The organism is Enterobacter cloacae complex sp. P47BA, assembly GCF_014930485.1.
Taxonomy (GTDB): Bacteria; Pseudomonadota; Gammaproteobacteria; order Enterobacterales; family Enterobacteriaceae; genus Enterobacter; species Enterobacter bugandensis.
This window is the reverse complement of the sequence record NZ_JADBRF010000008.1, coordinates 162,898-174,931: the sequence shown is the minus strand read 5'-3', so window position 1 is coordinate 174,931 and position 12,034 is coordinate 162,898. Positions and strand designations below refer to the sequence as shown.

Below are 12,034 nucleotides of genomic sequence, written 5' to 3'. Positions count from 1 at the left end.
GCTTGTATGATTTGGTGAATTATTCGCCAGATGCCTGCTGGGCTTCCGGTTTACCGTAAATCAGCAGCGGCTTGGATTGGCCGCCGATCACGGACTCGTCGATAACCACTTTTTCGACGTCTTCCATCGACGGCAGATCGTACATGGTGTCGAGCAATGCCGCTTCAACGATAGAGCGCAAACCACGCGCACCGGTTTTACGCGCCATCGCTTTCTTGGCAATCGCATCCAGCGCTTCGTCACGGAATTCCAGCTCAACGCCTTCCAGATTGAACAGCGCCTGATACTGCTTGGTCAGCGCATTTTTCGGCTCTTTCAGAATCTGAATCAGCGCGTCTTCGCTCAGCTCATTCAGCGTTGCCACAACCGGCAGACGGCCAATGAATTCAGGGATCAGACCAAATTTGATCAGATCTTCAGGCTCAACCTGCGAAAGCAGTTCACCTTCGTTGGCTTTCTCGGACTTCGCCTTCACCGTTGCGCCAAAACCGATGCCGGAGCCGGTTTCAACACGGTGGGAAATGACTTTATCCAGACCAGCAAACGCGCCGCCGCAAATGAACAGGATCTTGGAGGTATCGACCTGCAGGAACTCCTGCTGCGGATGTTTGCGTCCACCCTGCGGCGGAACGGCCGCAACCGTACCTTCGATCAGCTTCAGCAGGGCCTGCTGCACGCCTTCACCCGACACGTCACGGGTGATGGACGGATTGTCTGATTTACGGGAGATCTTGTCGATCTCATCAATATAAACAATCCCGCGCTGTGCTTTCTGAACGTCGTAATCGCACTTCTGCAGCAGCTTCTGAATGATGTTCTCAACGTCTTCACCCACATAACCGGCTTCGGTCAGGGTGGTGGCATCCGCCATGGTAAACGGAACATCCAGCAGGCGCGCCAGGGTTTCCGCCAGCAGCGTTTTACCGGAGCCGGTTGGCCCGATCAGCAGAATGTTACTTTTGCCCAGTTCTACGCCATTGCTGGTGTCGCCGTTACGCAGACGTTTGTAGTGGTTGTATACCGCCACCGCCAGCACTTTCTTGGCCTGCTCCTGACCGATGACATAGTCGTCAAGGTGATGACGAATCTCATGCGGCGTTGGCAATGCGCTACGCTCACGGTGCGGCGCTACTTCTTTAATCTCTTCGCGAATGATGTCGTTACATAAATCGACGCATTCGTCGCAGATATACACGGACGGCCCGGCAATCAGTTTACGCACTTCATGCTGGCTTTTGCCGCAAAAAGAGCAGTACAGCAGTTTGCCCGAACCATCTTTGCGTTTATCTGTCATGAGTCCAAACCTCTTTTTAAGTTCTTTGTGCCGCACATGACGACGCAAATGCCATTCTAAGACGCGTGTGCTTTAAGCAGCGTGCCGCCCTACCTTAGTATAGCGGCACACTCGCGTCGCGGGCATCAATTACGATGGGTCAATACGGAGTCGACTAAGCCGTACTCAACTGCCTCTGGAGCAGAGAGGAAGCGATCGCGCTCGGTATCGCGCTCGATCTGCTCAAGAGATTGACCTGTATGCTGCGCCATAAGTTCATTCATGCGCGCTTTTACTTTCAGAATTTCGCGGGCGTGGATTTCGATATCCGTCGCCTGCCCCTGGTAACCCCCCAGCGGCTGGTGAATCATCACGCGGGAGTTAGGCAGGCAGAAACGCTTACCTTTCGCCCCTGCGGTTAACAGGAAGGCCCCCATGGATGCAGCCTGCCCCATACAGATAGTGCTGACATCTGGCTTGATGAACTGCATGGTGTCATAAATGGACATGCCCGCCGTAATCACACCGCCAGGCGAGTTGATGTACAGGTAAATGTCTTTTTCCGGGTTTTCCGCTTCCAGGAACAGCATCTGCGCCACGATCAGGTTAGCCATATGGTCTTCTACCTGGCCGGTCAGAAAGATAACGCGTTCCTTGAGCAGACGGGAATAGATATCGAAAGAACGCTCACCGCGTGAGGTCTGTTCAATAACCATTGGCACCAGCGCCATATGGGGTGCAAAGTTATCTCGTTCGCCACTGTATGACATTTCCGTCTCCTGGTTCAAAATTGAAAACACCTGCTGTACTGATTGTAACCTTATGGACGGATTATCAGCCAGTCTCAATCATCGTGATTACATACTTATGGGGTTCGCCACGCCCTATTTCAAGCATAACAACCTTTTGTTGTAACGCTAACACTGAAAGGGCGTTTTAGCACCCTTCCAGAACCCATGCAGCGATAAAAAAAACCCGTCGCCGGAAGGCAACGGGTTTTTTGTTCAAACTTTAAACCGTTAGAGCGAAATTACGCCTGCTGGTTCATCAGTTCGTTGAAAGAGGTCGCTTTTTCGGTCACTTTCGCTTTCGCCAGTACCGCTTCAACAGCCTGCTCTTCCAGTGCGACGTTGCGCATGTTGTCCATCAGCTCTTTGTTCTTACCGTAGAACTCGATCACTTCTGATGGATCTTCGTATGCAGACGCCATCTCTTCGATCAGGCCCTTCACACGCTCTTCGTCAGCTTTCAGCTCGTGGGTACGAATCACTTCGCCCAGCAGCAGGCCAACAACAACGCGGCGTTTCGCTTGCTCTTCGAACAGCTCGCGCGGCAGTTCCATCGCTTGCTGCTGGTTGCCACCGAAGCGCTGTGCAGCCTGACGGCGCAGCACGTCGATTTCGCTGTCGATCAGGGCAGCAGGAACGTCGATTTCGTTCGCTTTTACCAGACCTTCAATCGCCTGAGATTTCACGCGGTTACGCACAGCACCGTTCAGCTCGCGCTCCATGTTTTTACGCACTTCGGTACGCAGGCCAGCAACAGAACCATCTTCCACGCCGAAACGCTTGATGAACTCTTCAGTCAGTTCTGGCAGTTCGCGCTCTTCAACTTTCTTCAGGTTGATGACGAACTTCGCTGCTTTACCTTTCAGGTTTTCAGCGTGGTACTCTTCAGGGAAGGTCACGTCGATGGTGAACTCTTCGCCCGCTTTGTGGCCTTTGATGCCGTCTTCGAAGCCTGGGATCATACGACCCTGGCCCATTGCCAGTACGAAGTCAGACGCTTTGCCGCCTTCGAACTCTTCGCCGTCTACAGAACCGGTGAAGTCGATGGTTACGCGGTCTTCCGCGTCAACAGCGCCTTCTTTCTCTTTCCAGTTCGCCTGCTGCTTACGCAGGGTGTCCAGCATGCCGTCAACGTCTTCGTCGGTCACGGAAACGATCGGTTTTTCAACTTCGATAGATTCCAGGCCTTTCAGCTCAACTTCCGGGTACACTTCGAACTCTACGGAGTAGGTGAAGTCTTCGCCCAGTTTGTATTCGCCTGGCACGTAGTTTGGCGCGCCGGCTGGATTGATTTTTTCTTTGATGATCGCGTCGATAAAGTTGCGGCTCATCAGTTCACCCAGCACATCCTGACGCACGGAAGCGCCATAACGCTGAGCAACAACATTCATTGGTACTTTGCCCTTACGGAAGCCGTCAATACGTACTTTTTTTGCTACGTTGACCAGCTCGCTTTTCACAGCAGTTTCGATGCTGTCAGCAGCGATAGTAATCGTTACACGGCGGCCAAGGCCTTGAGTGGTTTCAACTGAAACTTGCATCTTGTTACCTCAAAAAAATCACAGTGCTCGGTCAACTCTGAATCTGTCTGTTATACCGGGATGCTCTCTTAGTGCAGATTCACATTCCCTGTCGCCAGAATCATCCCGAAGACATTCAATAAGACGCGGCATTATAGCGGCATCACTTAGGTGAGTCGAGAACGGTTGGAGCATGTTGCTGCGGCTTTTTTCACACTTTAAGGCTATTTTTAGCCTTAAAATCGCACCATCCGCTCAAAACTCAGACAAAACAAAACGGCCCGGAGGCCGTTTTGAGGAAATCTGTAAGCAACATACTGGAAAAGCTCCAGCCGTTGCAAATCCGATTTATCAGGCGATGGTGCCTGCACCGCGACAAGGCGGCGACGCAAAAACCGTATCCTGCAAGCCTTCCCATTCCTTAATGGTGTAGGTATGCAGTGCCAGCGCATGCACGGTCGTGGAGAGTTCTTCCGTCAAGGTGCTGTAGATCAGGCGATGTCGGTTCAGGAAACGTTCTCCCGTGAAGCGATCGCTAACCAGAACCACTTTAAAGTGGCTTTCAGAACCTGCCGGCACGTTATGACGATAGCTTTCGTCGACGACTTCGAGGAACACAGGGTTGAACGCTGCCCTTAATTTTTCTTCTATCTGTTCACGTATCATCATGAAATTACTCCTCCGACAACGCTAAGATGTCACCCATCCCTTTAAATGTTAGCCGCTTTTACCGTTTCCATTACACCTTGACAACAAATATTTAGCTTTCGTCTGATTTTCTCATTCAAATGGATGAAGTTCACTGTGAGACTCATACCTGTCGTCTCTCGCGGGAGGAGAAAAAGGATGAGCTGGTCAGTTTTCAGACAAGACGATGAATTTACATGCGTTGACCACTTCCCCTGGCCGTAGTCGATGATATGATGGCGGCAATTTTTCTCTCTTTAATGCTTACGATTCGTTGAGAACCTGAAAATGTTTAAAAAACTCTTCTTTCCGTTGGTAGCCCTTTTTATGCTGGCAGGCTGTGCGACTCCGCCTACCACTATTGATGTCTCACCAAAAATCACCCTGCCTCAGCAGGACCCAAGCCTGATGGGCGTCACCGTGAGCATTAACGGTGCCGATCAGCGTCAGGACCAGGCGCTGGCAAAAGTGACCCGCGACAACCAGCAGGTGACGCTGACCGCGTCCCGCGACCTGCGCTTCCTGCTGCAGGAAGTGCTTGAGAAGCAAATGACCGCTCGCGGCTACATGATTGGCCCAAGCGGCGCGGTTGATCTGCAGATTATCGTCAACAACCTGTACGCAGACGTCTCTCAGGGCAACGTGCGCTACAACATTGCGACCAAAGCGGATATCGCCATCATTGCCACCGCGAAGAACGGCAACAAGATGACCAAAAACTACCGCGCCAGCTACTCTGTTGAAGGCGCGTTCCAGGCCTCTAACAAGAATATTGCTAACGCCGTTAATAGCGTGCTGACGGACACCATCGCCGATATGGCGCAGGACACCAGCATTCACGACTTTATCAAGCAGAACGCACGTTAATCCTGCTCACTGACCCGGTGCTTCACCGGGTCAGTTCATAAGAACATGTCCAGTCACTACTTACGCATTTTCCAGCAACCGAAATCAGCGATTCTGCTGATCCTCGGCTTTGCCTCCGGTTTACCCCTCGCGCTCACCTCCGGCACGCTTCAGGCGTGGATGACGGTTGAGAACATCGATCTCAAAACCATTGGTTTCTTCTCGCTTGTCGGTCAGGCGTATGTCTTTAAGTTCCTGTGGTCGCCGGTGATGGATCGCTATACGCCGCCGTTTCTGGGGCGTCGTCGCGGCTGGTTAGTGATGACACAGGTCCTGCTGCTGCTGGCGATTGCGGCGATGGGCTTTCTTGAGCCGACCACACAGCTCCGCTGGATGGCCGCGCTTGCGGTGGTGATAGCCTTCTGTTCCGCCTCTCAGGATATCGTGTTCGACGCCTGGAAGACGGACGTGTTACCTGCGGAAGAGCGCGGTGCCGGTGCGGCGATCAGCGTGCTGGGCTATCGCCTCGGGATGCTGGTCTCCGGCGGGCTGGCGTTGTGGCTGGCCGACCGTTATCTCGGCTGGCAGGGTATGTACTGGCTGATGGCTGCCCTGCTCATCCCCTGCATTATCGCTACGCTATTTGCACCCGAACCGAGCGACGTCATTCCGGTTCCCCGCTCCCTGGAACAGGCCGTGGCCGAACCGCTGCGTGACTTTTTTGGCCGCAACAATGCCTGGCTGATCCTGCTGCTCATTGTCCTTTATAAGCTTGGCGATGCCTTTGCCATGAGCCTGACCACCACTTTCCTGATCCGCGGCGTCGGTTTTGATGCCGGTGAAGTGGGCGTGGTGAATAAAACGCTGGGGCTGTTTGCGACCATCGTCGGTGCGCTTTATGGCGGCGTATTGATGCAGCGCCTGACGCTGTTCCGCGCGCTGCTGATCTTCGGCATCCTGCAGGGCGCATCTAACGCGGGCTACTGGCTGCTGTCGGTGACTGACAAGCATATGTTCAGCATGGCCGCGGCGGTGTTCTTTGAAAATCTCTGCGGCGGCATGGGAACGGCGGCGTTTGTCGCCCTGCTGATGACCCTGTGCAATAAATCGTTTTCCGCCACGCAGTTTGCGCTGCTCTCGGCGCTCTCGGCCGTTGGGCGCGTGTACGTAGGTCCGATTGCTGGCTGGTTTGTAGAAGCCCACGGCTGGCCAACGTTTTATCTCTTCTCGGTCGCGGCTGCCGTGCCGGGGATTTTATTATTGCTGGTGTGTCGCCAGACGCTGGAATATACCCAGCGGACCGAACACTTTATGCCGCGCACTGAATATCACCGCGCCTACCGATTTGCGTTACGTCTGCTAATGGCGGGCTGCGGCGCGCTGGCGCTATGGCTTGTGGTACTTATCGTTAACGCCAGTACGTCTCTGGCGCTCCCCCTCGAAGCCCTTCTGCTGGACGCAGGAGCCCTGCTGGCCATCACCGGGATCCTGACGGGCGGTTTGCTCGATTTTATGGCATTGCGTAAAACGCAGATGACCTGAAGAAAAAGTGAAAGGTTATTTCCCGTTGTAATCACTAACCGAAATTATAACGGTGAAATAGCCAACAGCCGCTAAAAAAATATTTGTTGTTTTGTGCGGGATAGGATTTGGAAATTATTGGAGCCAATTCCAAAACGCTATTTTTCATTAAACGATTCAGCATTTGAAAGTTTGATTTTTCGTTTTTTAGATGTCTTTTTATTGATAATTAATTGTTAATTTTTTGTATATTTTTAACAATGGTTATACCAATTGCCCCTTTTAGTGTATGCTTGGGGGTCCTTTCGTTATAAAGCCCATATCATGCGGCTTCGGTCATAAAAACCGACATAATCTGCAACACTTGTGACATGTGCGGCAGAACCCGGTAACACCTTCCTGACACAGGCCTAATGATGTTTACAGTAATGTAACCTTCCCGTAAAATGCCCGCACACTTTAAACGCCACCAGACTCCCGTGGAATTGAGGTCGTTAAATGAGACTCAGGAAATACAATAAAAGTTTGGGATGGTTGTCATTATTCGCAGGTACTGTATTACTCAGTGGCTGTGATTCTGCACTACTAGACCCCAAAGGACAGATTGGACTGGAACAACGTTCACTGATATTGACGGCTTTTGGCCTGATGTTGATTGTGGTTATTCCTGCCATTTTGATGGCTGTTGGTTTCGCCTGGAAGTATCGTGCGAGCAATAAAGATGCGAAGTATAGCCCGAACTGGTCACACTCCAACAAAGTTGAAGCTGTGGTCTGGACGGTACCTATCCTGATCATCCTGTTCCTTGCCGTACTGACCTGGAAAACCACTCACGCACTTGAGCCAAGCAAGCCGCTGGTTCACGATGAAAAACCTATTACCATTGAAGTGGTCTCCATGGACTGGAAATGGTTCTTCATCTATCCAGAGCAGGGCATTGCTACCGTGAATGAAATCGCCTTCCCGGCGAACACTCCGGTTCAGTTCAAAGTGACCTCCAACTCCGTAATGAACTCCTTCTTCATCCCGCGTCTGGGTAGCCAGATTTACGCGATGGCCGGTATGCAGACGAACCTGCATCTGATCGCGAATGAAGCAGGCACCTACGATGGTATCTCCGCCAGCTATAGCGGCCCGGGCTTCTCAGGTATGAAGTTCAAAGCTATTGCGACGCCGGACCGTGCCGCTTTCGACCAGTGGGTTGAAAAAGCGAAGCAGTCTCCAAACACCATGTCTGACATGGCGGCGTTCGAAAAAGTGGCTGCACCTAGCGAATACAACAAGGTGGAGTACTTCTCTAACGTGAAACCAGATTTGTTCAAAGACGTTATTGGCAAATTTATGGATCACGGCAAGAGCATGGACATGACCCAGCCAGAAGGCGAGCACAGCGCGCACGAAGGTATGGAAGGCATGGACATGAGCCACGCGGAAACCGCTCACTAAGGGGCCGAGGAAGAAAATGTTCGGAAAATTGACACTGGATGCAGTGCCCTACCATGAACCGATTATCATGGTTACGGTGGCTGCAATTATCATTGGTGGCGCGGCCTTAGTTGGCCTGATCACTTACTTCGGTAAGTGGAGCTACCTGTGGAATGAGTGGCTGACTTCGGTTGACCACAAAAAACTCGGTATCATGTACTGCATCGTCGGTATCGTCATGTTAATTCGTGGCTTTGCGGATGCAATCATGATGCGTAGCCAGCAGGCACTCGCGTCTGCGGGCGAAGCCGGCTTCCTGCCACCGCACCACTACGATCAGATCTTTACCGCCCACGGCGTTATCATGATCTTCTTCGTGGCGATGCCGCTGGTAATCGGTCTGATGAACGTTGTCGTTCCGCTGCAGATTGGCGCGCGCGACGTAGCGTTCCCGTTCCTGAACAACCTGAGCTTCTGGTTCACGGTTGTCGGCGTTATCCTGGTTAACCTGTCACTGGGCGTGGGCGAATTCGCACAGACCGGCTGGCTGGCTTACCCACCGCTTTCGGGAATTGAGTACAGTCCGGGTGTAGGCGTTGACTACTGGATTTGGGCGCTTCAGCTCTCCGGTGTCGGTACTACCCTGACCGGTATCAACTTCTTCGTGACCATCCTGAAGATGCGTGCACCAGGTATGACGATGTTCAAGATGCCAGTATTTACCTGGGCATCTCTGTGCGCCAACGTACTGATTATCGCGTCGTTCCCAATTCTGACCGTCACCATCGCGCTGCTGACCCTGGACCGCTACCTGGGCACCCATTTCTTCACGAATGATATGGGTGGCAACATGATGATGTACATCAACCTGATTTGGGCCTGGGGTCACCCGGAAGTGTACATTCTGGTTCTGCCTGTTTTCGGTGTGTTCTCCGAAATCGCGGCAACCTTCTCGCGTAAGCGTCTGTTTGGTTACACCTCTCTGGTGTGGGCAACCGTGTGTATTACCGTTCTGTCGTTCATCGTTTGGCTGCACCACTTCTTTACCATGGGTGCGGGCGCGAACGTAAACGCCTTCTTCGGTATCACCACCATGATTATCGCCATCCCTACCGGGGTGAAGATCTTCAACTGGCTGTTCACCATGTACCAGGGCCGTATCGTGTTCCACTCAGCAATGCTGTGGACCATCGGCTTCATCGTGACCTTCTCCGTAGGTGGGATGACCGGCGTACTGCTGGCGGTGCCAGGTGCTGACTTCGTTCTGCACAACAGCCTGTTCCTGATTGCGCACTTCCATAACGTTATCATCGGCGGCGTAGTCTTCGGCTGCTTCGCAGGTGTGACTTACTGGTGGCCTAAGGCGTTTGGCTTCACGCTGAACGAAACCTGGGGTAAACGCGCGTTCTGGTTCTGGATCATTGGCTTCTTCGTGGCGTTTATGCCGCTGTACGTGCTGGGCTTCATGGGTATGACCCGTCGTCTGAGCCAGCAGATCGATCCGCAGTTCCACCCAATGCTGATGGTTGCAGCGGGCGGTGCAGCGCTGATTGCCTGCGGTATTCTGTGCCAGCTGATTCAGTACTACGTGTCCATCCGCGACCGTAACCTGAACCGCGACCTGACCGGTGACCCTTGGGGTGGCCGTACGCTGGAGTGGGCAACCTCTTCTCCACCACCGTTCTATAACTTTGCCGTAGTGCCGCACATTCACGAGCGTGACGCATTCTGGGAAATGAAAGAAAAAGGTGAAGCGTACAAGCAACCTGAGCATTACGAAGAGATCCATATGCCGAAAAACAGCGGTGCGGGCATTGTCATTGCCGCCTTCGCAACGGTATTTGGTTTCGCAATGATCTGGCACATCTGGTGGATGGCGATTGTTGGCTTCGCTGGCATCGTAATCAGCTGGATTGTGAAGAGCTTTGACGAGGACGTGGACTACTACGTACCAGTCCGTGAAGTTGAAAAGCTGGAAAATCAGCATTTCGACGAGATTTCTAAAGCGGGGCTGAAAAATGGCAACTGATACTCTGGCGCACTCAACTGCCCACGCGCATGAACATGCGCACCATGATACAGGACCGACCAAAGTCTTCGGGTTCTGGATCTACCTGATGAGCGACTGCATTCTGTTCTGCTGTCTGTTCGCGACCTATGCCGTTCTGGTGAACGGCACAGCGGGCGGCCCGACCGGCAAGGACATTTTTGAACTGCCGTTCGTTCTGGTTGAAACCGCACTGCTGTTATTCAGCTCCATCACCTACGGCATGGCGGCTATCGCCATGTACAAAAACAACAAGAGCCAGGTTGTCTCCTGGCTGGCGTTGACCTGGCTGTTTGGTGCTGGCTTTATCGGGATGGAAATCTATGAATTCCACCACCTGATTATGGAAGGCTTCGGTCCGGATCGCAGTGGCTTCCTGTCCGCGTTCTTCGCGCTGGTGGGTACCCACGGTCTGCACGTGACCTCGGGTCTGATCTGGATGGCAGTACTGATGTTCCAGATCTCCCGCCGCGGCCTGACCAGCACTAACCGTACCCGTATCCTGTGCCTGAGCCTGTTCTGGCACTTCCTGGACGTGGTATGGATCTGCGTGTTCTCTGTTGTCTATCTGATGGGGGCGATGTAATGAGTCATTCTAACGATCATGGCGCTTCCCACGGCAGCGTAAAAACCTACATGACAGGTTTCATCCTGTCGATCATCCTGACGGTGATCCCGTTCTGGATGGTGATGAGCGGTTCTGCGTCCAAGCCGGTTATCCTGGGAGCAATCCTGGTGACCGCGGTGATTCAGATTCTGGTGCATCTGGTTTGCTTCCTGCACATGAACACCAAGTCCGATGAAGGCTGGAATATGACTGCCTTTATCTTTACCGTGATTATCATCGCTATCCTGGTAGTCGGTTCCATCTGGATTATGTGGAACCTCAACTACAACATGATGGTTCACTAAGAGCGGCGAGTATGTTTAAGCAATACCTGCAAGTCACGAAACCAGGCATCATCTTTGGCAACCTGATCTCCGTAATCGGAGGGTTCCTGCTGGCCTCTAAAGGCAGCATTGATTACACCCTCTTTATTTACACGCTGGTCGGTGTGTCACTGGTGGTTGCGTCCGGTTGTGTATTTAACAACTACATCGACATGGATATCGACAAGAAGATGGAAAGGACCAAGAATCGGGTGCTGGTTAAAGGCCTGATTGCCCCTTCCGTCTCGCTGGTGTACGCCACCTTGCTGGGTATTGCTGGCTTTATGCTGCTGTGGTTTGGTGCTAACCCGCTGGCCTGCTGGCTGGGGGTGATGGGGTTCGTGGTGTATGTAGGCGTCTACAGCCTGTATATGAAGCGTCACTCCGTCTACGGCACGCTGATTGGTTCTCTCTCCGGCGCTGCGCCGCCGGTGATTGGCTACTGCGCCGTCACGAACGAGTTCGACAGCGGTGCGCTCATCCTGCTGGCTATCTTTAGCCTGTGGCAGATGCCGCACTCCTATGCCATCGCGATTTTCCGCTTCAAGGATTATCAGGCAGCGAATATTCCGGTTCTGCCGGTCGTGAAGGGCATTTCAGTTGCCAAGAACCACATCACGCTCTACATCATCGCTTTTGCCGTGGCAACGCTGATGCTTTCTCTGGGCGGTTACGCCGGATATAAATATCTGGTGGTAGCAGCCGCGGTGAGCGTCTGGTGGCTCGGCATGGCCCTGCGCGGCTACAAGGTGGAAGATGACAAAGTCTGGGCACGCAAGCTGTTTGTGTTCTCGATTGTCGCCATCACCTCCCTGTCCGTGATGATGTCCGTAGACTTCATGGTGCCGGACTCGCAAAACCTGCTGACTTACGTCTGGTAAGTTTATGTGATGATGAAAAGGGTGCTTCGGCACCCTTTTTTATTCACGAAATCTATTAATTACGCATGTAATATTTGTTAAATAAGCCTTTATTTACCCCGCCCCTTCCCCGCACT

The 12,034-nt window shown here is 52.7% G+C and carries 11 protein-coding genes; 7 read left to right on the top strand and 4 right to left on the bottom strand.

From position 1 onward, the window contains the following. Positions 1 to 19 precede the first annotated feature (19 nt). The 4 genes from clpX to bolA all read right to left on the bottom strand — a co-directional run bounded on the left by clpX (position 20) and on the right by bolA (position 4,250). Positions 20 to 1,294 carry an ATP-dependent protease ATP-binding subunit ClpX gene (gene clpX, locus IM299_RS10700; RefSeq protein ID WP_028012161.1) on the bottom strand — a complete coding sequence of 425 codons (1,275 nt, stop codon included), beginning with the start codon at positions 1,292 to 1,294 and terminating at the stop codon, positions 20 to 22. Positions 1,295 to 1,419: 125 nt separating this feature from the next. After that, positions 1,420 to 2,043 (bottom strand): ATP-dependent Clp endopeptidase proteolytic subunit ClpP, encoded by a 624-nt coding sequence (gene clpP, locus IM299_RS10695; protein WP_014069126.1) that lies wholly within the window; start codon positions 2,041 to 2,043, stop codon positions 1,420 to 1,422. A gap of 260 nt (positions 2,044 to 2,303) precedes the next feature. After that, positions 2,304 to 3,602: a trigger factor gene (tig, locus tag IM299_RS10690; protein WP_008503318.1), complete on the bottom strand. Its 1,299-nt coding sequence runs from the start codon at positions 3,600 to 3,602 to the stop codon at positions 2,304 to 2,306. Between the two features lie 330 nt (positions 3,603 to 3,932). After that, a complete protein-coding gene (gene bolA, locus IM299_RS10685; protein ID WP_003859051.1) occupies positions 3,933 to 4,250 on the bottom strand; it encodes a transcriptional regulator BolA in 318 nt (105 codons plus the stop codon). A gap of 306 nt (positions 4,251 to 4,556) precedes the next feature. Here bolA and IM299_RS10680 point away from each other — a divergent pair, with 306 nt between their 5' ends. From IM299_RS10680 to cyoE, 7 genes are all read left to right on the top strand, one after another. Further along, positions 4,557 to 5,135 carry a lipoprotein gene (locus IM299_RS10680; protein ID WP_028012160.1) on the top strand — a complete coding sequence of 193 codons (579 nt, stop codon included), beginning with the start codon at positions 4,557 to 4,559 and terminating at the stop codon, positions 5,133 to 5,135. Between the two features lie 45 nt (positions 5,136 to 5,180). Further along, positions 5,181 to 6,656, top strand: a complete 1,476-nt coding sequence (gene ampG, locus IM299_RS10675; protein ID WP_047363949.1) for a muropeptide MFS transporter AmpG — start codon at positions 5,181 to 5,183, stop codon at positions 6,654 to 6,656. Positions 6,657 to 7,133: 477 nt separating this feature from the next. After that, positions 7,134 to 8,081 (top strand): cytochrome o ubiquinol oxidase subunit II, encoded by a 948-nt coding sequence (gene cyoA, locus IM299_RS10670; RefSeq protein ID WP_008503322.1) that lies wholly within the window; start codon positions 7,134 to 7,136, stop codon positions 8,079 to 8,081. Positions 8,082 to 8,097: 16 nt separating this feature from the next. Further along, on the top strand, positions 8,098 to 10,089 hold the full coding sequence (gene cyoB, locus IM299_RS10665) for a cytochrome o ubiquinol oxidase subunit I (RefSeq protein WP_193357463.1): 1,992 nt from the start codon (positions 8,098 to 8,100) through the stop codon (positions 10,087 to 10,089). Then, on the top strand, positions 10,079 to 10,693 hold the full coding sequence (locus IM299_RS10660; protein ID WP_008503324.1) for a cytochrome o ubiquinol oxidase subunit III: 615 nt from the start codon (positions 10,079 to 10,081) through the stop codon (positions 10,691 to 10,693). The genes cyoB and IM299_RS10660 overlap by 11 nt, the downstream gene beginning before the upstream one ends. After that, positions 10,693 to 11,019 carry a cytochrome o ubiquinol oxidase subunit IV gene (locus IM299_RS10655; protein WP_006176899.1) on the top strand — a complete coding sequence of 109 codons (327 nt, stop codon included), beginning with the start codon at positions 10,693 to 10,695 and terminating at the stop codon, positions 11,017 to 11,019. The genes IM299_RS10660 and IM299_RS10655 overlap by 1 nt, the downstream gene beginning before the upstream one ends. 11 nt (positions 11,020 to 11,030) lie before the next feature. Beyond that, positions 11,031 to 11,918 carry a heme o synthase gene (gene cyoE / locus IM299_RS10650; protein WP_003859062.1) on the top strand — a complete coding sequence of 296 codons (888 nt, stop codon included), beginning with the start codon at positions 11,031 to 11,033 and terminating at the stop codon, positions 11,916 to 11,918. Positions 11,919 to 12,034: the final 116 nt, after the last annotated feature.